20 protein-coding genes and 1 pseudogene are annotated in these 22,792 nt (G+C 72.2%); 12 read left to right on the top strand and 9 right to left on the bottom strand.

What is annotated here, in order from left to right:
- The first annotated feature begins 10 nt into the window (after positions 1-10).
- Positions 11-841 (top strand): ABC transporter ATP-binding protein, encoded by an 831-nt coding sequence (locus FIC82_RS05260; RefSeq protein WP_154797831.1) that lies wholly within the window; start codon positions 11-13, stop codon positions 839-841.
- Complete coding sequence (locus FIC82_RS05265; protein WP_154797832.1) at positions 838-1,602, top strand: ABC transporter permease; 765 nt, start codon at positions 838-840, stop codon at positions 1,600-1,602. Before FIC82_RS05260 ends, FIC82_RS05265 begins: the two co-directional genes overlap by 4 nt.
- Positions 1,603-1,742: 140 nt before the next feature.
- On the opposite strand, the gene FIC82_RS05270 is transcribed toward FIC82_RS05265, so the two are convergent.
- The 6 genes from FIC82_RS05270 to FIC82_RS05295 all read right to left on the bottom strand — a co-directional run bounded on the left by FIC82_RS05270 (position 1,743) and on the right by FIC82_RS05295 (position 10,003).
- On the bottom strand, positions 1,743-2,915 hold the full coding sequence (locus FIC82_RS05270) for an ABC transporter permease (protein WP_253691488.1): 1,173 nt from the start codon (positions 2,913-2,915) through the stop codon (positions 1,743-1,745).
- 3 nt (positions 2,916-2,918) lie between these two features.
- On the bottom strand, positions 2,919-3,902 hold the full coding sequence (locus FIC82_RS05275; RefSeq protein ID WP_154797833.1) for an ABC transporter permease: 984 nt from the start codon (positions 3,900-3,902) through the stop codon (positions 2,919-2,921).
- Between the two features lie 5 nt (positions 3,903-3,907).
- Positions 3,908-4,711, bottom strand: a complete 804-nt coding sequence (locus tag FIC82_RS05280; protein WP_154797834.1) for an ABC transporter ATP-binding protein — start codon at positions 4,709-4,711, stop codon at positions 3,908-3,910.
- Positions 4,711-5,601, bottom strand: a complete 891-nt coding sequence (locus FIC82_RS05285; protein ID WP_168731510.1) for an ABC transporter ATP-binding protein — start codon at positions 5,599-5,601, stop codon at positions 4,711-4,713. Before FIC82_RS05285 ends, FIC82_RS05280 begins: the two co-directional genes overlap by 1 nt.
- 72 nt (positions 5,602-5,673) lie before the next feature.
- The gene (locus FIC82_RS05290) at positions 5,674-7,344 is read right to left on the bottom strand and encodes an ABC transporter substrate-binding protein (protein ID WP_154797835.1); all 1,671 of its coding nucleotides are present in this window, start codon (positions 7,342-7,344) and stop codon (positions 5,674-5,676) included.
- A 133-nt stretch (positions 7,345-7,477) separates the two neighbouring features.
- On the bottom strand, positions 7,478-10,003 hold the full coding sequence (locus tag FIC82_RS05295) for a beta-glucosidase family protein (RefSeq protein ID WP_253691490.1): 2,526 nt from the start codon (positions 10,001-10,003) through the stop codon (positions 7,478-7,480).
- Positions 10,004-10,261: 258 nt separating this feature from the next.
- Here FIC82_RS05295 and FIC82_RS05300 point away from each other — a divergent pair.
- The 5 genes and pseudogenes from FIC82_RS05300 to FIC82_RS05320 all read left to right on the top strand — a co-directional run.
- A pseudogene (locus FIC82_RS05300) lies at positions 10,262-10,888 on the top strand (TetR/AcrR family transcriptional regulator); the annotation flags it as partial.
- A 249-nt stretch (positions 10,889-11,137) separates the two neighbouring features.
- Positions 11,138-12,196 carry a formate/nitrite transporter family protein gene (locus FIC82_RS05305; RefSeq protein ID WP_216609990.1) on the top strand — a complete coding sequence of 353 codons (1,059 nt, stop codon included), beginning with the start codon at positions 11,138-11,140 and terminating at the stop codon, positions 12,194-12,196.
- Positions 12,197-12,372: 176 nt separating this feature from the next.
- A complete protein-coding gene (locus tag FIC82_RS05310) occupies positions 12,373-13,695 on the top strand; it encodes an aspartate kinase (RefSeq protein ID WP_168732204.1) in 1,323 nt (440 codons plus the stop codon).
- Positions 13,696-13,708: 13 nt separating this feature from the next.
- Positions 13,709-14,842 (top strand): aspartate-semialdehyde dehydrogenase, encoded by a 1,134-nt coding sequence (locus FIC82_RS05315; RefSeq protein ID WP_154797838.1) that lies wholly within the window; start codon positions 13,709-13,711, stop codon positions 14,840-14,842.
- Positions 14,843-15,078: 236 nt separating this feature from the next.
- Positions 15,079-16,149: a Fic family protein gene (locus FIC82_RS05320; RefSeq protein ID WP_154797839.1), complete on the top strand. Its 1,071-nt coding sequence runs from the start codon at positions 15,079-15,081 to the stop codon at positions 16,147-16,149.
- A gap of 102 nt (positions 16,150-16,251) precedes the next feature.
- Here FIC82_RS05320 and FIC82_RS05325 read toward each other — a convergent pair whose 3' ends face one another.
- Complete coding sequence (locus FIC82_RS05325; protein WP_154797840.1) at positions 16,252-16,659, bottom strand: VOC family protein; 408 nt, start codon at positions 16,657-16,659, stop codon at positions 16,252-16,254.
- 126 nt (positions 16,660-16,785) lie between these two features.
- Complete coding sequence (locus FIC82_RS05330; RefSeq protein WP_253691492.1) at positions 16,786-17,484, bottom strand: hypothetical protein; 699 nt, start codon at positions 17,482-17,484, stop codon at positions 16,786-16,788.
- A gap of 222 nt (positions 17,485-17,706) precedes the next feature.
- On the opposite strand from FIC82_RS05330, the gene FIC82_RS05335 reads away from it, so the two are divergent.
- The 5 genes from FIC82_RS05335 to FIC82_RS05355 all read left to right on the top strand — a co-directional run bounded on the left by FIC82_RS05335 (position 17,707) and on the right by FIC82_RS05355 (position 21,831).
- Positions 17,707-18,126, top strand: coding sequence for a GntR family transcriptional regulator (locus tag FIC82_RS05335; protein WP_154797841.1), 420 nt, complete (start codon positions 17,707-17,709; stop codon positions 18,124-18,126).
- A 5-nt stretch (positions 18,127-18,131) separates the two neighbouring features.
- Complete coding sequence (locus FIC82_RS05340) at positions 18,132-19,103, top strand: ATP-binding cassette domain-containing protein (protein WP_253691494.1); 972 nt, start codon at positions 18,132-18,134, stop codon at positions 19,101-19,103.
- Positions 19,100-19,891, top strand: a complete 792-nt coding sequence (locus tag FIC82_RS05345) for a hypothetical protein (protein WP_154797842.1) — start codon at positions 19,100-19,102, stop codon at positions 19,889-19,891. Before FIC82_RS05340 ends, FIC82_RS05345 begins: the two co-directional genes overlap by 4 nt.
- A gap of 81 nt (positions 19,892-19,972) precedes the next feature.
- Positions 19,973-21,028 carry an ABC transporter ATP-binding protein gene (locus tag FIC82_RS05350; RefSeq protein ID WP_154797843.1) on the top strand — a complete coding sequence of 352 codons (1,056 nt, stop codon included), beginning with the start codon at positions 19,973-19,975 and terminating at the stop codon, positions 21,026-21,028.
- Positions 21,025-21,831: an ABC transporter permease gene (locus FIC82_RS05355; RefSeq protein ID WP_154797844.1), complete on the top strand. Its 807-nt coding sequence runs from the start codon at positions 21,025-21,027 to the stop codon at positions 21,829-21,831. The genes FIC82_RS05350 and FIC82_RS05355 overlap by 4 nt, the downstream gene beginning before the upstream one ends.
- Before the next feature lie 3 nt (positions 21,832-21,834).
- Here the strand turns inward: FIC82_RS05355 and FIC82_RS05360 are convergent, their stop codons facing one another.
- Positions 21,835-22,725: a LysR family transcriptional regulator gene (locus FIC82_RS05360; RefSeq protein WP_168731511.1), complete on the bottom strand. Its 891-nt coding sequence runs from the start codon at positions 22,723-22,725 to the stop codon at positions 21,835-21,837.
- Positions 22,726-22,792: the final 67 nt, after the last annotated feature.

The following is a 22,792-nucleotide window of genomic DNA, read 5'->3' on the forward strand; positions in this document are numbered from 1 at the left end:
AGAGTCTCACATGTCTGTCGACCAGTCCCTCGAGCCCGCGGTGCGGGTACGAGGCATCGAGAAGTCGTTCGGCGACCTGCGCGTGCTGCGCGGGGTCGACCTGGACGTCACGCCCGGGAGCATCTTCGCGCTGCTGGGGTCCAACGGGGCGGGCAAGACGACGCTCGTGCGGATCCTGTCGACGCTGCTCAAGCCCGACGCAGGGACCGCGACCGTCCACGGGCACGACGTCCGCGAGGAGCCCGGGCAGGTGCGGGAGTCGATCTCCCTCACCGGGCAGTTCGCCGCCGTCGACGAGGTCCTCACGGGCCGCGAGAACCTCGTGCTCGTCGCCCGCCTGCGCCACCTGAAGAACGCGGACCAGGTCGCGGACGACCTGCTCGCCCGGTTCTCCCTGACCGACGCCGGATCGCGCCGGGCGGGGACGTACTCGGGCGGCATGCGCCGCCGTCTGGACATCGCGATGAGCCTGATCGGCGACCCGCCGATCATCTTCCTCGACGAGCCCACGACCGGCCTGGACCCCCAGGCCCGCATCGAGGTCTGGGCCACGGTGCGCCAGCTCGCGCAGGGCGGCACGACCGTCCTGCTCACCACCCAGTACCTCGACGAGGCCGAGCAGCTCGCCGACCGGATCGCGATCCTGCACCGCGGCACCATCATCCAGAACGGCACCCTGGCCGAGCTCAAGGCGCTCCTGCCGCCCGCGCAGGTCGAGTACGTCGAGAAGCAGCCGTCCCTGGAGGACGTGTTCCTCACCCTCGTCGGCGAGACCGGCGAGGACCCCACGACCCCGACGACCGCCGAGGGCACCCAGCCCGCCGGAGAGGAGCTCCGATGACCACGCACGTCCTGGCCGACACCCGTGTCCTGACCGGCCGCTCGCTGCGCCACATCCTGCGCAGCCCGGACACGATCATCACGACCGCAGTCACGCCGATCGCGCTCATGCTGCTGTTCGTCTACGTGCTCGGCGGCGCGATCGACACCGGTTCCACCGGGTCGTACATCGACTACATGCTGCCCGGCATCCTGCTCATCACCGTCGCGTCCGGCGTCGCCTACACGGCCTACCGGCTGTTCCTCGACCTGCAGGGCGGCATCTTCGAACGCTTCCAGTCGATGCCCGTCGCACGGTCGAGCGTCCTGTGGGCGCACGTGCTCACGTCGCTCGTCGCGAACCTCGTCTCGGTGACGATCGTCGTCGGTGTCGCGCTCCTCATGGGGTTCCGCACGGGGGCGTCGGTGGGCGCCTGGCTGGCGGTGCTGGGCATCCTCGTCCTGTTCACCCTGGCCCTGACGTGGCTAGCGGTGGTCGCCGGACTCTCGGCGAAGACGGTCGACGGCGCCTCGGCGTTCAGCTACCCGCTGATCTTCCTGCCGTTCATCAGCTCCGCGTTCGTCCCCACGGACACCATGCCGGGCCCGGTCGCCTGGTTCGCGGAGAACCAGCCCGTGACCGCGATCGTGAACACGCTGCGTGCGCTGTTCGGCGGCCAGCCCGTCGGCTCCGACATCTGGGTGGCGCTCGCGTGGCTCGTCGGGATCCTGGCCGTCGCCTATGCCTGGGCCGTCGCGATCTACCGGCGCCGGATGAGCTGATCCACGGACGCGAACGGTCCCGGCACGGGGTGGAGGCGTGCCGTCCGAGCCAGGGGCGTGGCGCGGACGGCGTCCCGTGCCGGGACCGTCTGCCGGTGAGGGGCCGCGGTGCGGCCCCTCACCCGTCTGCGCGGAGACCGCTACGCGGAGCGCTCCGGTCGCCCGACCGGGATCACGTCCGGGCCGCCGGTCGCCTGGTCGGCCTCCGCCACCGCGCCGATGTCGTCCCCGTGCACCGGTGCGCCCGGTACGTCGACGTGCGGGGAGTCGGGCGGGGGCGGGGTGACGCTCCCCTCCAGCAGGTCGGGGCGGTCGGCGACGGTCGTGATCCCGCTCGACACCTTGTAGCCCTTCTTCCGCATGGCGCGCGCCCGCTCGCCGGCCGACCGCAGCCGCGGGTTCACGTACTCGTCGATGCCGAAGTTGATGAGCGACAGGGCCATGCCGAGCAGCGCGATGCACAGTCCGGCGGGGACGTACCACCACCAGTAGTCCGGGAACGCGCCGTTCTGCTGGGCCCAGAAGAGGATCGTGCCCCAGTTGAGGTTCGTGATGGGGATGACCCCGATGAAGGCGAGCGTCGTCAGGCCGAGGACCGCGGCGGTCACGGTGCCGACGAAGCTCGACGCGATGATCGCGGTGAGGTTCGGCAGCATCTCGACAGCGATGATGCGGTGGATCGGCTCGCCGTTCGCCCGTGCTGCCTGGATGAAGTCCCGGTTCCGCAGCGACAGGGTCTGCGCCCGCAGGACGCGCGCACCCCAGGCCCAGCCCGTGATCGCGAGGACCGTGGAGACGAGCAGGAGGCTCGGGTTCTCCTGCTGGGAGGCCACGATGATCATGAGCGGCAGGCCCGGGAGCACGAGGAACACGTTCGTGACCGCCGAGAGCGACTCGCTGCGCCAGCCCGCGATGTACCCGGCGGTCACCCCGACGACCACCGCGACGAGCGTCGCGATGATGCCGGAGACGAAGCCGACGACCAGCACGCCCCGCGTGCCGTAGATGATCTGGCTGAGGACGTCCTCGCCCATGTGCGTCGTGCCGAGCAGGTGCTGCGCGGACGGCGGCTGCTTGAGCGCGGTGAAGTCCTTCTCGAGCGGGCCGTAGGGCGCGAGGAGGTCGCCGAAGATCGCGACGAGCGTGAACACGCCCAGGATGATCAGGCCGGTGAGCGACTTGCCGTTGCGGAACATCGCGAACGACGCCCCGGCGCGGCGCGCGAGGCCGCGCCCGGAGGAGCCGCCCGGGGCGGCCGGCGGGGTCGCGGGCGCGGTGGCCTCGCTCGTCGCGGTCGTGGTGGTGGACGTCATGGCTCAGGCCTCCGTCTGACGCGTGCGCGGGTCGAGGGCGGCGTAGGCGACGTCCGCCAGGATGTTCGCGACGAGGACCGAGAGCGTGATGACGAGGAAGAGTCCCTGCATCAGCGGGTAGTCCTTCGCGTTGGTGGCGTCGAGCAGGAGCTTGCCCACCCCGGGGTAGGAGAAGACGAGCTCCATGACGAGCGTGCCGCCGACGATGAAGCCGAGGGACAGGGCGAAGCTCGACAGCTGCGGCAGCACCGCGTTGCGCGACGCGTAGCGCGAGAGCACCTTGCGCGGGGGGAGCCCCTTGGCCTGCGCGACCGTCACGTAGTCCTCGTCGAGGACCGTGATCATCATGTTGCGCATCCCGAGGATCCAGCCGCCGAGCGAGGCCACGACGATCGTCAGCGCGGGCAGCGTGCCGTGCTGGATCACGTCCCACGCGAACTCCCACGACCACTCGGGTGTCGCGCCCTTGCTGTACGCGTGGGACGCCGGGAACCAGCCGAGCGTGCTGGAGAAGACCGCGATGGCGATGAGGCCCATCCAGAAGTACGGGACGGTCGAGAAGAACGTCGAGATGGGCACGATCGCGTCGGCCTTGCTCCCCCGGCGCCAGCCGATGATCGCGCCGAGGCCGCTGCCGAGGAAGAAGCTGAGGATCGTCGCGATGCCGACGAGCCCGAGCGTCCACGGCAGGGCGGCGGCGATCACGTCGCCCACGGGGGCGAGCCCCTTGGAGAACGAGCGACCGAGGTCGCCGCTGAGCATGAGGCCCCAGTAGTCGACGTACTGCTGGAAGAGCGACCGGCCGTCGTCGAGCCCGAAGAGGGTGCGCAGCGACTCGGCGGCCTCGGGGCTGATCTTCCCCTGGTTCTTCGCGAGGTACGCGGAGACCGGGTCGCCCTTCATCATGCGGGGCAGGAAGAAGTTGATCGTGATCGCCGCCCAGGCGGTGAACAGGTAGAAGGCGGTGCGGCGGGCGAAGAATCGCAACGGGATCAGCTCCTCGACGATGCGGGGCCGGTGCCGGAGAAGTGGACCTCCGGGTTGGGCGAGGCATCGCGTAGCGCGCGGGTGTAGGGGTGCTGGGGGTCGAGGATCACGTCGTCGGCCGGGCCGTGCTCCACCACGACGCCGTGGTGCAGGACCATGATCTCGTCGCTGAAGTGGCGCGCGGTCGCCAGGTCGTGCGTGATGTAGAGGACCCCGAGGTTCGCCTCGCGCTGGAGCTCGGCGAGGAGGTTGAGGACACCGAGGCGGATCGAGACGTCGAGCATCGAGACCGGCTCGTCCGCGATGAGCAGCGACGGGCGCGACGCGAGGGCGCGCGCGATCGCGACGCGCTGACGCTGGCCGCCGGACAGCTCGTGCGGTCGGCGCTCCACGACCCCGCCGTCCAGGTGGACGCGGTCGAGGAGGCGGTGGACCTCGGCGTCGACCTCGTCCTTCGGGACCACGTGGTCGAGGCGCAGCGGGCGCTCGAGGTGGTGGCGGATCGTGTGGTACGGGTTGAGCGACGCGAACGGGTCCTGGAAGACCATGCGGATCTGCTGCCGGTAGCGGCGCAGCGCCCGTCCCCGCCGGGGGATGGGGGCGCCGTCGAGCAGGATCTCGCCGGACGTGGCGCGCTCGAGCTGCGTGAGGATCTTCGCGATCGTCGACTTGCCGCTGCCGCTCTGGCCGACGAGCGCGATGGTGCGCCCGGAGGTGAGGGTGAAGCTGACGTCGTCGAGCGCGAGCAGGTCTCCGGACCCGCGGACCTTGTACTTCTTGCTGACGTGCGAGAACTCGAGGGTGGTCATCAGGCCTGGCCTCCTGCGCTGGTCGTGGCGGTGCTCACGGCCGTGGCCGCGGGCTCCGACCGGCCGCGCACGAACCCGCCCCGCTCCCCGGTGAGGCTCGGGAACGAGCCGAGGAGCGTGCGCGTGTACTCGTGCCGGGCGTGGTGGTAGATGTTCGACGCGGTGTCGAGCTCGACGATCCGGCCCTGGCGCATGACCGCGATCCGGTCGGAGATCTCGAGGAGCAGCGGGAGGTCGTGCGTGATGAAGATGACCGAGAAGCCGAACTGCTTCCGCAGGTCCGAGATCTGCTGGAGGATCTCGCGCTGCACGAGGACGTCGAGCGCCGTCGTCGGTTCGTCCATGATCATGAGCTGGGGCTTGAGCGCCAGGGCCATGGCGATCATGACGCGCTGGCGCATGCCGCCGGAGAGCTCGTGGGGGTAGGAGCGCAGCCGGTCGCGTCCGACGCCGACGAGGTCGAGGAGCTGGGCGCTCTCCTCGGTCCGCTCGGCCTTGCTCATGCGGGGGCGGTGCGTCTCGAACACGTCCCCGAGCTGCTTGCCGACGGTGGCGACCGGGTTGAGAGCGTTCATCGCCCCCTGGAACACCATCGACGCCTTGTCCCACCGGAACCGGCGCATCGCGGCGTCGTCGAGCGCGTTGAGGTCGACGTTCTCGCCCGACTCGTCGTGGAAGATCGCCGAGCCCGAGGGGATGACGGCCGGAGGCTTGAGCAGCCGCTGGATGCCGTACGCGAGCGAGGTCTTGCCGCAGCCGGACTCGCCGGCGAGGCCGAGGATCTCCCCGCGGTGCAGCGTGAGGGAGACGTCGCTGACGGCCTCGACGGGCGGGTCGACGTCGTAGACCACGCTGAAGTTCGACACGGTCAGCAGAGGTTCGGTGTTCACTCGTCCTACCTGTTTCTGTGCTGGGGGCCGGGCCGAGGCTCGCGCGGCGGGCGCCGCGCGAGCCTCGGGGACTCACTCGGCCGGCTTGAGCTGGGTGAGGATGAGCACCGCGGTCGGCTGCGTCGGGTCCGCGTTGATGTACGGGTCCTCGTCGCTGGGCCAGCCGACGTAGTTGCGCGTGTTGAACTCCGTGATGAACGGGCGCGTGCCGATCGGCATGACCGGGACCTGGTCCACGAAGATCTTCTGCGCGTCGGCGATGGCCGTCGCGCGGTCCTCGTCCGTCGTCGCCGCGAGGTACGCGTCGAGGGCGGCCGTGGCCTCCGGGCTGTCGAAGCGACCGAAGTTGTAGTCCGCGGCCTCACCGACCGGCTTGAGCCAACGGGCGTCCATCGTGTCGCTGTAGATGTCGTACGGCGTCGCGCCGGTCTCGGTCCAGTGCAGGATCGCGTCGAAGTCGCCCGTGCCCTTGGCGGCCCACCACGAGTCCGAGTCGGGCGTGTCGACCGTGGCCTCGACGCCGATCGCCTTGACCGACTCCGCGATGAGGCTGATGCCGGTGACGTAGTCGTTCCAGCCCTGCGGGACGCTGAGCTGGAAGGTGACCGGCTCGCCGTCGGGGTCGACCAGGGCGTCGCCCTGGAACGTGTACCCGGCGTCGGTGAGGACCTTCTTGGCGCCGTCGACGTCGACCGCGTACTCCTCGCCCGCGAACTCGTCCGAGATGAACGGGTCGCCGGCCGGGGTCGGCAGACCCGTGACGGACGTGAGCAGCGGGACGCCGCTCTCGCGGGCGATCTGCTGGTGCTGCTCGCGGTCGATCACCATGTTGACGGCCTGGCGGAACGCGACGTCGTCGAACGGCTTCTTGGTCGTGTTGACGAACATCGCGTCGATGCCGAGACCGGCGGGGGCCCAGTACACGTTGTGCTCCGGGTCCTTGTCGACGAACGCCGACTGCACGTTCGGCAGGAACGCCTGCGCCCAGTCCGCGTCGCCGTTGGCGAGCGCGGTCGTCAGGGCGCTGTTGTCGTTGTACGACACGTAGTACAGCGTCGGGACCGCGAGCTCGCCGCCCCAGTAGTCGTCGCGCGCGTCGAGCTGGACGCTCTCCGTGCTGAAGCTCGTCAGCGTGTACGGGCCGGTGCCGACCGGCTCGGGGTTGGTCTCCGTCGTCGGGTCGGCGACGCCCTCCCACACGTGCTTCGGGACGACGAACCGGTGCAGCACCTTGTCCTGCTTGGCGAACATCGGCGTGCCGAACGTGACGGTGACCGTGTCGCCGTCCACCGCGACGTCCTGGATGTCGAGCGCCGCGGTGTTGAGCTCGGGCGTGTCGACGAGGATCTGGTACGAGTACGCGATGTCGTCGGCCGTGAGGTCCGTGCCGTCGCTCCACTTCACGCCCTCGCGGGTCGTGAGCGTGACCGACGTGTAGTCCTCGGACCACGTGATCTCGGACGCCAGCCACGGACGGACCTCGTCCGACGGGTTGACGACGTTGACGATGCCGACGGGCTCGTAGATCGCGTTGACGTAGCCGAGCTTGAGCGCGGACGAGTCGCCGATCCAGGGGTTGTTCGACTCGGTCGCGATCGCGCCGTCCGGCTTCGCGATGGTGAGGGCAGCGCCCTCGCCGGAGCCGGTCGACTCGTCGTCGCTGTTGCCGCCCGACGACGAGCAGCCGGTCAGCACGAGTGCTGTCGCGATGCCGAGGGCGATCGCGGAGGCCTTCAACCTCATGAATCTCTCTCCTTCGAGGGAACTTCGTCCCCGGCGCGGTGCCGGGGCGGTGGAGCATGACGCGGGTACAGCGTGAGTACTGCGTGAGCACTGCGTGGGGCGCTGGGTCGCCCCGGGTGGACCGCGGTCCGGGCTACTCCTGTTCGGTGGTGCTGCCCTGCACCCGGACCGCGGTGTCCAGGCGGAGGTCGTGGACGGAACGCCCCACCTGGAGCCGGTAGGTCCCGGCCGGGAGGTGCCAGCGTCCGCTGTCGGTGTCCCACACCTCGAGCTGACGGCGGGGGACGGTCACGGTGACGTCGGCGGAGCCCCCCGCGGCGACGTCGACGACGGCGAACCCGCCGAGCCAGCGGACCGGTCGGTCGCGCTCGGCGACCGGGGCCGACGCGGGCGCGACCGGGGGCTCGACGTAGACCTGGACGACCTCGCGGCCGTCGCGGGACCCGGTGTTGGTGACGCGGACCGTGAGGGTCACGTCGCCGTCGGGCGTCCGGGCGGGCAGGTGCTCGGGCTCGTCGGACGCGTCGTACGACCACGTCGTCCAGCCCAGCCCGTGCCCGAAGGGTGCGGCGGGGACGGCGCCCGAGCGCTCCCACGCGCGGTAGCCGACGTGGACGCCGTCGGCGTACTCGACGACGCCCTGGTCGGGGACCGCGTGCGGGACGGGGACGTCGGCCTCGGCGGCCGGGAGGGTCCAGGGGAGGCGGCCGGCCGCCTCGACGTCGCCCGCGAGCACGTCCGCGATCGAGTGCCCGGCCTCCTGGCCGGGGAACCAGACCCACAGCACCGTGCGCGCGCGGTCGAGCCAGGGGAGCAGCACGGGGGCGCCCGCGTTCACGACGACGACCGCGTCCGGGTCGACGTCGAGGACGCGCTCGACGAGCTCGTCCTGACGGCCGGGCAGCGCGAGCGACGTGCGGTCCCAGCCCTCGGACTCGACCTCCTCGTTCGTCCCGACCACGACGACGGTCAGGTCGGCGGCGCGGGCGGCCTCGACCGCCTCGGCGATCTCCTGCTCGGCGCTCGGCGCGGGGACGCGGTGGCGCAGCTCCGCGCGGACGAGGTTGCCGTAGCCCTGGGCGCGCGTGACGAGGAGCGAGGCACTGACCCGCACGCGTCGCGGCGCGTCGACGTGCACGGTCGCGGGGACGCCCGCCGGGTTGTTGATCGACGAGTCGAGGATGACCTCGACGCCGGAGCGGCGGTCGTCCTGCGCGACGACGACGCCGTCGATCTCGATCGTGTGGCCCGGGACCGTGCCCACCTCGAGCACGTGGTCGCCGGGCTCGTCGAGGAGGACGTCGACGTCGAGCACGACGGTGTCGACCTCGGCGGGCAGGTCGCGCAGGAACCCGTCCCAGCGGGGCAGGACGGACTTGCGGAGCGTCGCGCCCTCGGCATCGAGCCACGTCACCGCGACGGCGGCGCCGTCGGCGCTGCGTCCCTCCACGTCGAGGCGGGGGGCGAACCGGCGCGCGTCACCGCCGCGGGCCACCGTGAGCGTGGCGTCGGGCCAGCGCGCGGCCAGGCCCTCGGCGGGGGTGACGACGTGCGCGGGGTTGACGGTCGAGCTGCCGCCGCCGAGCACGTGCGGGCGCACGGCGTTGGGGCCGACGAGCGCGATCGTCCGCGGCGCGGGCCGGTCCCAGACCGGGTTCTCGGCGTCGGAGCGGAGGACGACGGTGCCCGCGGCGGCGGTGCGGCGCACCAGGGCGCGCAGGTCGTCGTCGTGCGTGACCGGGCGGGCGGGCTCGTCGAGCGCGCCGACGCGACGCGCGAGCAGGAGGATGCGCGCGACCTTGTCGTCGATCTCGCGCTCGGGGACGCGGCCGTCCTCGACCGCGCGGACGAGGGCGTCCTCCCACGGGCCGCCCGGGCCGGGCATGACGACGTCGAGCCCGCCGTTCGCGGAGAGCTCGGTCGTGTGCGTCGCGACCCAGTCCGAGACCACGGCGCCGTCGAACCCGAGCTCGTCCTTGAGGACGTCGGTGAGCAGGTGCCGGTGCCCGGTCATGGGGCCGGACTCCACGCCGTCGTCCACCTGGTTGTAGGCCGCCATGACGGACCACGCGCCCGCCGCGACCGCGTCCTCGAAGGGGGCGAGGTAGACCTCGCGCAGCACGCGGGGGTCGACGTGCGACACGTACGACGTGCGCTGGGTCTCGGAGTCGTTGGCGACGTAGTGCTTGACGCACGCGGCGACGCCCTGGTCCTGGAGGCCGCGCACGACGGCGGTGCCGATCTGCGCGGTGAGGTACGGGTCCTCGGAGTAGCACTCGAAGTGCCGGCCCCCGACGGGCGTGCGCTGGATGTTGACCTGGGGGGCGAGGACGACGTCGACGCCGTGCGTGCGCGCCTCGCGGGCGAACGCCTGCCCGGTCTCGTGCGCGGCGGCCCGGTCCCACGTCGCGCCGATCGCGCTGGGCGAGGGGAAGAGGATCGAGGTCTCGCCCTCGACCTCGCTCGTGCCGCGGACCCCGACGGGCCCGTCCGACATGACGACGGAGCGCAGCCCGAGCTCGTCCAGGCCGTGCAGGCGCCACATGGACTGCCCGGTGAGGAGGCGGACCTTCTCGCGGAGGGGCAGCGCCTGTGCGCGCGTGCGCAGGGTGGCGAGCTCCGCGGGGTCGCGCTCTCCCGCGAGGGACTGCGATGTCACGTACGTGCTCCTCGTCGTCGAGTCGTCTGTCGAGCGGAGAACTTACCGTGCAGTCAGTAAGTTCGCAAGAATCTGCGTTTACGCAGGTCAGATCGATATCTGACCGTGATCTTCGAGGGGAGGGTGGCTCGAACGCCACTCCGCGTGCGTAGGATCACCCCCGGACGACGGGGGACCGAGGACGTGCTCGGTGCCCGAGAGCCGACGTCGGCGCCGACGGTGGCGCACCGGGCACCACGACGAGGAAGTGACGAGGCGATGACCACGAGCAGGCGGCGCCCCCGCGTGCGGGAGGAGACCCTCCGGCGCCGCGAGGAGATCCTCAAGGCCGCCATGGCGACCTTCGGGAGCAGGGGCTACCACAACGGTCCGCTCGCGGAGATCGCGGAGCAGGTCGACATGACCCACGCCGGGATCCTGCACCACTTCGGGTCCAAGGACCACCTCCTCCTCGAGGTGCTGCGCTACCGCGACGAGAGCGACGTCGCCGGCCTCGACGGGCAGCACATCCCGGGCGGCATCGACATGTTCCGCCACCTGGTGCGCACGGCGTTCCTCAACGCGCAGCGCGCCGGGATCGTGCAGACGTACGCCGTGCTGTCCGCGGAGTCCGTGACCGACGACCACCCCGCGCGCGCCTTCTTCGAGGGCCGCTACCGGACGCTGCGCAGCGAGGCGGTCGAGGCGTTCGAGGCGCTCTGCGCGGAGCGGGGGGTCGCGGTCCCCCCGAACGTCCGGCACGCGTCGGCGTCGATCCTCGCCGTCATGGACGGGCTCCAGGTCCAGTGGCTCCTCGACCCCACCCAGGTCGACCTCGGCGAGGCGAGCGAGTTCGCGATCGAGGCGATCGTCGCCGCGGTGCTCGACCCTCGCCCGTCCCCGCTCGGGGCGCTGCCGGTGGCCTCCGAGGAGGGCAGCGGCACGGGCTCGGTCGACGCCGACGCCGACGCCGACGCCGACGCCGACGCCGACGCCAGGGCCGCGGACGCACGGCCCGTGGAGGCGGCGACCGCCTGACGGCCGGGCCTCGGCGCTCCCTCGCGGCCGGGTCCTGTCGCCTCGGTCCTTCGGTCCCGGCGGGTTGCGACCACGGGCCCTGGCCCCACGTCCCGGGCAGCGGCGAGGATCGAGGTCGTGCAGACCCTCGCCCAGGCGTTGACCACCCAGTCGGAGGCGGCCCGGAAGAAGGTCGGCTCGGCGAGACGCCCGGCGCGCTACCTCGTCGCCGCGATGCTCGCCGGCGCGTACATCGGCGTCGGCGTCGTGCTCATGGTCGCGACGGCCGGGCCCTTCCTCGCGGCCGGGGCGCCGGGCGAGCGGCTCGTCGCGGGCGGCGTGTTCGCCGCGGCGCTGACCCTCGTCGTGTTCGCCGGTGCCGAGCTCGCGACGTCCGCCATGATGATCCTCGCCCAGGGCGTCGCGACGCGTGCCGTCCGGGTGCGCGACGCCGTCCTCACCCTCGGCCTGTGCCTCGTCGGCAACCTCGCCGGCTCGATGCTCTTCGCGTTCGCGGTCACGAAGGCCGGCGTGCTGCACTCCAACGCGGCCGCGGGGGAGATGGTCGCGTCCATGCTGCGCGCGAAGGCCCACGAGACCGGCGGCGAGCTCTTCTTCCGCGGCGTCCTGTGCAACCTCCTCGTGTGCGCCGCGATCTGGGCCTGCGGTCGTCTGCGCTCCGAGGCCGGCAAGGCGATCGTCCTGTTCTGGGCGATCCTCGCGTTCATCGCCTCCGGCTTCGAGCACGTCGTCGCCAACATGACGACCTTCTCCCTCGGCCTCCTCGGCGACCTGGGCCCGACGACGTGGGCCGACTTCGCCCGCAACCTCACCTGGGTCGGCCTCGGCAACCTCGTCGGCGGAGCCCTCGTCGTCGGCCTCGCCTACGTCGTCGTCGCCGGCCCCGGCGTGACGCGGCCCGCTGGTCCCGAGACGCCCACGGGGTCAGCGGTCGCGGCCACCGCGCGCGACGCGTCGGCCCGCCCCGCGACCTCGGACCCGGTCGCCGTCCCGATGCCGACCTACCGGACGAAGGACCGGGTGACGGGACGGGCGACGGACCGGGTGACGGGACGGACGAGGGCGGTGGCGCAGGTCGAGGGGCGCGGCTCGTGGCGGGCCTGGCGGGAGCCCGCGAGGAACGAGCGGGCGGATGGTAGAGCCGCGCCCCTCGACCGGAGCCACCGCCCGGGCTGACACCGCGCGTCCAGCCCGACACAGCGCTGAGCGCGCGACGACCCGACGTCAGCGAACGGCCCGCATGGCGGGACGAGCTTGGCCGGACCGCGGGACGCGTGCGTATCATCGATCGACCCACAAGCACCCGGCGGGCCGTTGAGAGAGACGGAGGCCGGCGACAGATGGAGCAGCACGTGGCACTTGTCGTGCAGAAGTACGGCGGTTCGTCGGTATCCGACGCCGAGAGCATCAAGCGCGTGGCCAAGCGCATCGCGCAGACCAAGCGGGCCGGGAACGACGTCGTCGTCGTGGTCTCGGCGATGGGCGACACGACGGACGAGCTCATCGACCTCGCGCAGCAGGTCACCCCCCTCCCGCCGCAGCGCGAGATGGACATCCTCCTCACCGCGGGCGAGCGCATCTCGATGTCGCTGCTCGCGATGGCGATCAACAGCCTGGGCGTCAAGGCGAAGTCGTTCACGGGCCAGCAGGCCGGCGTCATCACGGACGCCGTGCACGGCAAGGCGCGCATCGTCGACGTCGTCCCGCACCGCATCCGCGAGACGATCGAGCGCGGCCAGGTCGCGATCGTCGCCGGGTTCCAGGGCGTCACGCAGTCGACGAACGACGTGACGACGCTCGGTCGTGGCGGGTCGGACACGACCGCCGTCGCGCTCGCCGCGGGCCTCGACGCCGACGTGTGCGAGATCTACACCGACGTGGACGGCATCTTCACGGCCGACCCGCGCATCGTCCCGAGCGCGCGCAAGATCGACCGCATCACGTACGAGGAGATGCTCGAGATGGCGGCGAGCGGGGCGAAGGTCCTCGCGCTGCGCTGCGTCGAGTACGGCCGCCGGTACGGCGTGCCGATCCACGTCCGCTCGTCGTTCTCCGGCAAGGAGGGCACGTTCGTCAGCGCGGACGCGTACACCGCTCCCCGCCCCGGCGCCCCCGCCGCCCCCAGCTCTGCAGACCTTCCCGAGGAGACCGTCATGGAAGACCCGATCATCTCCGGCGTCGCGCACGACCGCAGCGAGGCCAAGATCACCGTCGTCGGGGTGCCCGACGTCCCTGGGACCGCTGCGCGCATCTTCGAGGTCGTCGCGGGCTCGGGCGTGAACATCGACATGATCGTGCAGAACGTCTCGGCCGCCCGGACGGGGCTCACGGACATCTCGTTCTCGCTGCCCGAGGGCGACGGCCCGGCCGCGATGTCGGCGCTGTCCGCGCTGCAGGGCGAGATCGGGTTCGACTCGCTGCAGTTCGACGACCAGATCGGCAAGCTCTCGCTCGTCGGCGCGGGCATGAAGTCGCACCCGGGCGTCTCCGCCAAGCTCTTCGGTGCCCTGCGCGACGCGGGCATCAACATCGAGATGATCTCCACCTCGGAGATCCGCATCTCCGTCGTGACCCGCGAGGACTCGCTCGACGACGCGGTGCGCGCCGTGCACACCGCGTTCGAGCTCGACGCCGCCGACGGCGAGGCCGTCGTGTACGCCGGCACCGGCCGCTGAGAGACGAGGAACCATGAGCACCGAGAACCGTCAGGGCCTGCACGTCGCCGTCGTCGGCGCGACCGGCCAGGTGGGCGCCGTCATGCGCCGCCTCCTCGACGAGCGCGACCTCCCCGTCGCGAGCATCCGCTACTTCGCGTCGGCGCGCTCCGCCGGGTCGACGCTCCCGTGGCGCGGGACCGACGTCGTCGTGGAGGACGTCGCCGCGACCTCGACCGACGACCTGCGGGGGATCGACGTCGCCCTGTTCTCGGCGGGCGGCGCGACCTCGAAGGCGCAGGCCGAGCGCTTCGCCGAGGCCGGCGCCGTCGTCATCGACAACTCGTCCGCGTGGCGCATGGACCCCGACGTCCCGCTCGTCGTCTCCGAGGTGAACCCCGCCGCGCTGCGCGAGGCGCGCAAGGGCATCATCGCCAACCCGAACTGCACGACCATGGCCGCGATGCCGGTCCTCAAGCCGCTCGCGGACGAGGCCGGGCTGGAGCGCCTGATCGTCGCGACCTACCAGGCCGTGTCCGGCGCCGGGCTCGCCGGCGCGGAGGAGCTGCGCGCCCAGGCGGTCGCGGGCGCGGCGGCCGACGCCGCGGCGGCTGCGGGCGAGGGTGCCGGGCTGGTCGGGCTCGTGCACGACGGCGGCGCGGTCGACTTCCCCGAGCCCGTCGCCTTCCCGCGCAACGTCGCGTTCAACGTCGTCCCGCTCGCCGGGTCGATCGTCGACGACGGGCAGGAGGAGACGGACGAGGAGAAGAAGCTCCGCAACGAGTCGCGCAAGATCCTCGACCTGCCGTCGCTCGCCGTCGCGGGCACGTGCGTGCGCGTCCCGGTGTTCACCGGCCACTCGCTCGCGATCCACGCGGAGTTCGGCGCCGCGATCACCCCGGACCGGGCGCGAGAGATCCTCGCCGCCGCGCCGGGCGTAGCACTCGCGGACGTCCCGAACCCGCTCGAGGCGGCCGGCCAGGACCCCTCGTTCGTCGGCCGGATCCGCACCGACCAGTCCGTCCCCGGTGGCCGCGGTCTCGTCCTGTTCGTCTCGAACGACAACCTCCGCAAGGGCGCCGCGCTCAATGCGGTGCAGCTCGCCGAGCTCGTCGCCCAGGACCTCGACGCTGTCCGCGCGGCATTCATCCCCGCCCTCGCGAAGTAGAACCCCGGTACCGCGAGAGTGAACCCTGGTCCCACGAAGTAGAACCCAGGCACGGCGGTGTAGAGCCCTGGTCGTCGACCAGGGCTCTACCTCCTGCTCGGAGGTCCTGCCTGACGGCGGAGCGCCCTCCGGTGGGCCGGGCGGCGGTCCGCGCTCGACGGGTAAAGCTCGTTGACGTGTCGTTCAGACAGGTAAAAATCCAGCGCTGATCTTTACCTGTCCGCTAGTGTCGCTTCATGACGTGGAGTCCCGACACACCGTACGACGGTCTTCCGCTCCTCCCACCGCGTGGGGAGCTCGAGTCCCGCCGCGTGCTCAAGGCGACCATCGAGGCGCGGGACGCGCTCGCCAGGTTTGACGCCCGCGCCCGTGCGCTCCCGAACCCGACGGTCCTCATCAACGCGATCCCTTTGCTCGAGGCGCAGGCGAGCTCCGAGATCGAGAACATCGTGACGACGACCGACGAGCTCTTCTCCGCCGCGGTGGCCGACGTGTCGGCCACGCCTGCGGCGCGTGAAGCGCTTCGCTACCGGTCGGCGCTCCGCTGCGGGTACGAGCAGGTCGGTCGGCGACCGCTGACGGCGAGTACCGCCGCCGAGATCTGTGCGGTGATTCGCGGCCATGACGAAGGCTTCCGTCGGGGGGAGGTCTTCATCGGTGACCCGGCCACGCGCCGTCGGGTCTACACGCCACCCGCTGGTCGCGAGACGCTCGAGCGGCTGCTCGACAACTGGTCGGCGTTCCTCAACGAGCCGATCGACCTGGACCCGCTCGTGCGCATGGCTGTCGCGCACTACCAGTTCGAGGCGATCCACCCGTTCACCGACGGGAACGGTCGCACGGGCCGGATCATGAACGTCCTCATGCTGTGCGACGCGGGCCTGCTGCACCTTCCCCTGCTCTACCTGTCGCGCTACATCATCGAGTCGAAGGACGAGTACTACCGCCTGCTCCGCCTCGTGACCTCCGAGGGCGCGTGGGAGGACTGGGTGCTCTATGTCGTCGAGGGCGTGCGCGCGACGTCCCTGCGCACGTGCGAGCTCGTCGACAAGATCGAGGACGTGCAGGACTCGGTCCTCGACGCCGTCCGGAGCGTCGTCGGCTCGGCGAACCATGATCTCGTCGCCCTGCTCATGGAACAGCCCTACGCCCGATCTCTCGACGTGATGGGGCGCTGTGGTGTGTCGCGCCCCACCGCGGCAAAGTGGCTGCGCGGCCTCGTGGCCGAGGGCACGCTGCACGAGCTCAGGGTCGGCCGACAGGTCCTGTTCATCAACCAGTCGATGATGAGTGTGCTGACGGCCTGAGCGATCGCGGTCTCGCGCCGTCTGCTCGGCGTCGGCACGCCACTCCACGATGACATGCAGACGCCGCCGCGGCCCTCCCGCGGCGGCGTCGATCGGCCGAGGTCAGCCCTCGACCATGCGCGCCATGTTCTCGCCGTCGGCGAGGCCGACGACGTTGCCGGCCGGGTCGGTGAACCAGGCGCCGTCGCCGCCCTCCATGAAGCCGCGCACGATGCCCTTGTCGTCCTGGTCGAAGCCCTCGTAGCGCTCGAACGTCACGCCCTTCGCGGTGAGCTCGTCGACGACCTCGTCCACGTCGTCGACGGTGAGGTGCATGACCGTGAAGGCGGCCGGCCGGTGGTCCTCCTTCGGGTACACGAAGACGTCCGAGCCGCCGCCGAGGTGCAGCACCAGGCCGCCCCCGTCGTCGAGTGCCGTGACGGAGAGCCCGAGGGTCCCTCCGTAGAAGTCGCGCGCCGCGTCGATGTCGTCCGCCGAGAAGCTGGAGAACCCGCGCCGAATGGTGACCATCGTTGCCTCACTCCTTCGTGACCGCCGGCGGCCGGAGGGCGCGACCCGCCGCGGACGCCGGATCCTTCCAGGGTCCCACCGACGGACCCGGGTGGGAACCGCCCGGAGCGGGTGATCGTCTCGGGGTCAGGTCGCGGCGCGTGTCCCGAGCGTCGGGGCGAGCACCCACAGCGCGACCGCGGCGAGGACGTGCCAGACCGCATGGCCCTGGAGCGTGACCCCGAGCGGGCCGTCGGCGTCGCACAGCGGCCAGCCCGCGCGCGTGAGCGTCCCGATGCCGCCGCCCACGGCGAGCAGGACGAGCGCGGTGACCGTGCGCCGTCGGACCGCCGGACGGCTCCGTGCGCGCAGGGTGCTCGCCGCGACCGCGACGACGGCCGCGACCACCTGCGCGGCGGTCGAGGCCGCGACCGACGTGGCGGCGAGCACCACGCTCAGCAGGGTCGGGGCGAGCCACCACCAGGTGCGCAGCCGGCGGCCGGTGAGGTCCGCGACGGCGTCTGCGGCGACGAGCGCGAGCGCCCCGAGCAGGGGCGGGTCGTGCACGACCGGGTTCCACGCCGGCGACGGTCCGTGCTGGACCACCGAGCCCACGCCGACCAGGGCGACCAGGACCCCGAAGGCGACGCGCAGGCGCGCGGTGGCCGCGCCGTCGGGCGGGGGAGCGGACGACGGCGTCCCCCGGCGGGCGCGCAGCGCCGCCACCACGATCGCCGCGCCCGCGACGACGAACGCGAGGCCCGTCCACGTGCTCAGCGGCTCGCCCCAGGGCGTCCCGCCCGCGAGCTCGCATGCTGCGTCCACACCGCCTCCGTCGATCGGCACCGTCGTCGCCTACCAGAGTCCTACCTCGCGCGACCGGGCTTCTACTCGCGCGACCAGAGTTCTCCCTCGGCCGACCAGGTTTCTACCTCGCGCGACCGCGGTTCTCCCTGGGTGAACCAGAGTTCTCTCTCGCGGGAAAGGGGTTGCGGGATCGTCAGGACCTGTGGTTCATTAGTGGAGTAATGAACCACAGAACGCGCGAGGCGGGAGAGGATGGGGCCCATGTTCGACGGACCGGAGCCCATCTACCTCCAGATCGCGCAGATGATCCGGGCGCAGGTGCTCGCGGGGGAGCTCGCCGAGGAGGAGCAGGTCATGTCGACGACGCAGTTCGCGACGACGTTCCGCATCAACCCGGCGACGGCCGCCAAGGCGTTCGCCGGTCTCGTCGACGAGGGCGTGCTCTACAAGCGCCGCGGCCTCGGCATGTTCGTCGCCCCGGGGGCGCGCGAGAAGCTCCTCGCGGAGCACCGCGACTCGTTCTTCGACGAGGTCCTCGCTCCCGCGCTCGCGCAGGCGGACCTCCTCGACATCCCGACGGCAGAGATCGTGGACTACGTCCTCGGTCGTCCCCGCCCTGCCGGCCCGCAGGCCGGCGGCGGCACCAGCACCGGCCCGACCACCGACCCCACCCCGAGGTGAGACCCGTGACCGCCCGGCCCGCCAGCCACCCCGCCGACCAGAACCCGGCCGCGATACCCCCGGAGCCCTTCGCCGCCGAGGTGCGCGACGTCGTCGTGCGCTACTCCCGCAAGGACGAGACCCCCGCGCTCGACGGCGCGACGCTCACGGTCCGTCCCGGCGTCATCACCGGCCTGCTCGGCCGCAACGGCGCGGGCAAGACGACGCTCGCCGCCCTGCTCGCGGCCTTCCGCCGGCCCACGGCCGGGACGGTGCGCGTCGGCCCGGAGGGCGCGCTCGAGGACCCGTTCGAGAACGTGTGGGCGACCATGCACACGCAGCTCGTCCGCGAGAGCGGCGACGTGTGGGAGACCGACAAGGCCCGGGACACGCTCGAGTACTACGCGGACCTGCGCCCGCACTGGGACGCCGACCTCGCCGCCCGCCTGCTCGACGAGCTCGAGGTGGACGTCCGCAAGAAGCCGGCCGAGATGTCGCGCGGGAAGCGCTCCGCGCTCGGCGCGGTGATCGGCCTGGCGTCGCGCGCGCCGCTGACGATCTTCGACGAGGTGTACCTCGGCATGGACGCCCCGAGCCGCTACGCGTTCTACGACGCGCTCGTCGCCGACTACGCCGAGCACCCGCGCACGGTCCTGCTGTCGAGCCACCTCATCACCGAGGTGGAGCGCGTCTTCGAGGACGTCGTGATCATCGACCGCGGTCGCGTCCTGCTCGCCGAGAACGCCGACGACGTGCGGGCCCGTGGCGTGAGCCTCACCGGCCCGGCCGAGGTGGTCGAGCGGCACGCCGCGGGGCGCGAGGTGCTCGCGCGGCAACGACTCGGGGGCACGGCCCAGGTCACGCTGTTCGGCACGTTCGCCGACGACGAGCGGGCCGCCGCCACGGAGGCAGGGCTCGACGTCGGCGCCGTCCCTGTGCAGGACCTGTTCGTCCACCTCACGCGCAACGGACGCCCCGGGACGGAGGACGCACGATGACCGCCACGACCCACCGCTCCGCGGAGCGCCGCGCGATCGAGGCCGCGGCGCACCGGCGCGGCGTCCGCGCCGTCGCCCGGTACTACGCGGTCGGCACCTGGTACGTCGGCCTGTGGTTCTGGGCCATCGCCCTCGCCGTCGGGGCGCTCATCCTCTGGATCATGGAGCGCAACGACGACGTGAGCATCGAGGCCGTGGGCGGTGTCGCGGGCTCGGCGAAATTCTTCCTCTTCGTGATGGGCATCATCCTGCCGCTCATGACGATCGCCGTGCACGTCGCGTCCGGCGGCACCCGCCGGTCGTACACGCACGGTCTGTGGATCGGCGCCACCGTGTCGGGCCTCTCGTTCGGGCTCGCGAGCGCGCTCGTGAAGTGGGGGGAGTGGACGCTGTTCCGGCGCGCCGGGTGGTCCACCGCCCCGGAGCTCGGGCAGCTCTACGGCGACGGCTCGCAGGTAGGGCTGGTCCTCCTCGTCGAGGGGACCTTCTGCACCGTGTACTACCTGGCCGGGATGGTCATCGCGGCCGGCTTCTACGGCTTCGGGTTCCTCCGCGGCGTCGGGCTCGTCCTCGTGTCCCTCCTCCCCGTGGTGGTCACCGAGGTCTTCCTCCGGTCCGGCTTCTTCGGCCACGCGCTCGCGCGCGTCGTCGGTCTCGACGGCACCCCCGTCTGGCTCGCCGTCCTCGGCGGCCTGCTCGGGCCCGTGCTCGCCGCACTGCTCCTGCGCGGCGTCCTGCGGGGCGTCGCGATCAGGCCGGTCGAGTTCGCGGCGAGCGCCAGCGGCTGACCGGACCCTCCCTGAGATTCCCACCCTCCGGGCGGCGCACCGCGCCGTCCGTGGGTGCCGCACACCCTGAAGGAGACCACCATGAGTACCGCACCACCCCCCGCGGGAGGCGCGACGGTCGCCGCGCCCGCCACCTCCGGTCCCGTGCCCGATGGCGCGGCGCCCGTCGTCGAGGTCCGGAACCTGCGCAAGACCTACCCGGGGCCGAAGGGCTCGCCCGAGCGGAAGGTCGCCGTCGAGGACGTCAGCTTCTCGGTCGAGCGGGGCGAGATCTTCGGGATCCTCGGCCCGAACGGCGCGGGCAAGACGACGACGGTCGAGTGCCTCGCCGGGCTGCGCGAGGCCGACGGCGGCACGGTCCGCCTGCTCGGCGTCGACCCGCAGGCGGACCCGGCTGCGGTGCGCGACACCGTCGGCGTCCAGCTCCAGGAGGCCGCCCTCCACGAGAAGATCACCGTCGAGGAGGCGCTGCGCCTCTTCGCCTCGTTCTACGCGGCGCCGTCGGACGTGGAGGAGCTGCTCGACCTGCTCGACCTCGCCGACCACCGACGCGTGGCGTTCGGCAAGCTCTCGGGCGGGCAGAAGCAGCGGCTGTCGATCGCGCTCGCTCTCGTGGGCGACCCGCGCGTCGCGATCCTCGACGAGCTGACGACGGGACTCGACCCCGCCGCCCGCCGCGCGACGTGGGAGCTCGTCGAGCGCGTGCGCGACCGGGGCGTGACGATCCTGCTCGTCACGCACTTCATGGAGGAGGCGGAGCGCCTGTGCGACCGGCTCGTCGTCATCGACGGCGGCCGCGTGGTCGCGCAGGGCACGCCCGCCGAGCTCATCGACTCCGTCGACACGTCGCGCACGGTGCGGCTGCGGGTCCCCCCGGCCGACCACGACCTCGCTCTCCACACGCTCGCCGGCCTCGCCGACGTCGAGCGCGTGCAGGTCGACGCCCGCGAGATCGAGGTGACCGGGACGCGCCGGGTGCTGCTCGCCGTCGTGCTCGCGCTCGCCGAGCAGGAGATCGTGCCCGACGACGTCCGGACCGTCACGCGGACTCTGGAGGACGTGTTCGTCGCCGTGACCGGCCGGACGTACGACCACGCCGCGGACGCCGCGGCCGCACCCGAGGGAGCCTCGCGATGACCGCCGTGACCACGACCCCGACCCGCGTCCCCACCACCCGCTCGGGATGGCGGGGGTTCGGGACGCTGCTGCGGACCGAGACCCGCCTGTTCCTGCGTGACGGCACGGCCGTCTTCTTCGCGCTCGTGTTCCCGACGGTCCTGCTCGTCGGCGTCGGGTTCGCGATCCCGGGCATGCGGGAGCCGATCTCGGGGATGGGCGCGCCCTGGGACGGCCTGACCGCGATCGCGACCTACCTGCCGGTCGTCCTCGCTGCCGCGGTCGCGACGCCCGCACTGACGACGATGCCGGTGACCTTCGCCACCGCTCGCGAGAAGGGGCTGCTCCGCCGGCTCTCGACGACCCCGATGCGCCCGCAGGGCGTCGTCGTCGCCCACCTGATCGTCAACCTCGGCGCGATCGCCGTGTCGTCCGCGCTCGCGCTCGTCGTGGGCCAGGTCGTGTTCGGCCTCGCCGCGCCGGTCAGCCCGCTGACGGTCGTGCTGGCCTTCGTGCTCACGGTCCTGTCCATGCTCTCGCTCGGCATGGTCGTCGCGGCGGTCGCCGCCAAGGGGAGCACCGCGTCGGCGATCGGGAACCTCGTGTACTTCCCGATGCTCTTCCTCTCGGGCATGTGGACGCCGGGGCCGATCATGCCCGACGTCGTGCGGGACATCGGGCAGTTCTCCCCGCTCGGTGCAGCCGCCCAGGCGATGTCCGCGGGCTGGTTCGAGACGGAGCTCCCCACGCTCCAGCTCGTCGTGATGGCCGCGTGGACCGCCGTGCTCCTCCCGCTCGCGGTGAAGCTCTTCCGCTGGAGCTGAGCCTCAGATCGCCCGCGAGCCCAGCTCGCGGGCGATCTCGGCGAAGGCGCGGACCTCGGCGGTCTCCCGGTCGCGCGACCAGACGAGCACCCACTCGGTGTCAGGGACGTCGACGATCGGCACGTACACGACGCCGGGGTGCGTGTAGTACCGCCGGACGTGCCCGTTGAGCGGCGTGACCGCCTCGCCCGAGGCGACCACGGTCAGCACCTCGTGGAACGTCCGCGCGACCGGCCCGCGCAGCACGGGTCGCCCGGCAGGCGTGCGGCGGGGCACCATCGCCTCCTCCCAGTACGAGGGGACGCCGGTGCCGAGGTCGAGCACGGTGTGGTCCCCGAGGACCTCGACCGAGACACCGTCCTCGCCCGCGAGCGGGTGGCCCGCCGCGACCGCGAGGACACGGCCCTCCGTGAGCACGCGCGGCCCCACGACGACGTCGGGCTCGCGGACGGGTGACCAGGTCACCTGCAGGTCGGTCTCGCCCTCCCGCAGTGCCCCGAACGGGTCCGAGAAGTGGAACTCACGACGCTCGACCGAGCACCCGGGGTGTCGAGCGGCGAACTCGTCGACCACGGGCTGGAGCTCGTGGCCGACGATGCCCATCGCGGCGACGCGCAGGACCCCGGCAGGGCGCGCGCCGGTGCGGCTGGCCGCGGCGATGCCGGACTGGATGAGCTCGTACCCCTGCCGCAGGTCGTCGCGCAGGCGGGCGCCCACCGGCGTGAGCTCGACGCGACGGCTCGTGCGCTCGAACAGGGTCGTCCCCATGCGGCGCTCCTGCCGGCTGATCGCCTGGCTGACGCGGGCGGGGGAGACGTGGAGCCGTTCCGCGGTCCGGCCGAAGTGCAGCTCGTCGGCGAGCGTCAGGAAGATCTCGATGTCCTTCAGGTCCACGCCGTCACCCCTCGTGCCGTCCTCATCGTTCACGCGCGACGAACGATCGCCCCAGCATGCGTCATTG

This window comes from Cellulosimicrobium protaetiae (assembly GCF_009708005.2).
GTDB lineage: Bacteria > Actinomycetota > Actinomycetes > Actinomycetales > Cellulomonadaceae > Cellulosimicrobium > Cellulosimicrobium protaetiae.

Excerpts from the sequence above, each read along its gene's own strand:
- FIC82_RS05260 (WP_154797831.1), top strand. The coding sequence starts at position 11 with ATGTCTGTCGACCAGTCCCTCGAGCCCGCGGTGCGGGTACGAGGCATC.
- FIC82_RS05265 (WP_154797832.1), top strand. The coding sequence starts at position 838 with ATGACCACGCACGTCCTGGCCGACACCCGTGTCCTGACCGGCCGCTCG.
- FIC82_RS05270 (WP_253691488.1), bottom strand. The coding sequence starts at position 2,915 with ATGACGTCCACCACCACGACCGCGACGAGCGAGGCCACCGCGCCCGCG.
- FIC82_RS05280 (WP_154797834.1), bottom strand. The coding sequence starts at position 4,711 with ATGACCACCCTCGAGTTCTCGCACGTCAGCAAGAAGTACAAGGTCCGC.
- FIC82_RS05290 (WP_154797835.1), bottom strand. The coding sequence starts at position 7,344 with ATGAGGTTGAAGGCCTCCGCGATCGCCCTCGGCATCGCGACAGCACTC.
- FIC82_RS05315 (WP_154797838.1), top strand. The coding sequence starts at position 13,709 with ATGAGCACCGAGAACCGTCAGGGCCTGCACGTCGCCGTCGTCGGCGCG.
- FIC82_RS05320 (WP_154797839.1), top strand. The coding sequence starts at position 15,079 with ATGACGTGGAGTCCCGACACACCGTACGACGGTCTTCCGCTCCTCCCA.
- FIC82_RS05325 (WP_154797840.1), bottom strand. The coding sequence starts at position 16,659 with ATGGTCACCATTCGGCGCGGGTTCTCCAGCTTCTCGGCGGACGACATC.
- FIC82_RS05335 (WP_154797841.1), top strand. The coding sequence starts at position 17,707 with ATGTTCGACGGACCGGAGCCCATCTACCTCCAGATCGCGCAGATGATC.
- FIC82_RS05345 (WP_154797842.1), top strand. The coding sequence starts at position 19,100 with ATGACCGCCACGACCCACCGCTCCGCGGAGCGCCGCGCGATCGAGGCC.
- FIC82_RS05350 (WP_154797843.1), top strand. The coding sequence starts at position 19,973 with ATGAGTACCGCACCACCCCCCGCGGGAGGCGCGACGGTCGCCGCGCCC.
- FIC82_RS05355 (WP_154797844.1), top strand. The coding sequence starts at position 21,025 with ATGACCGCCGTGACCACGACCCCGACCCGCGTCCCCACCACCCGCTCG.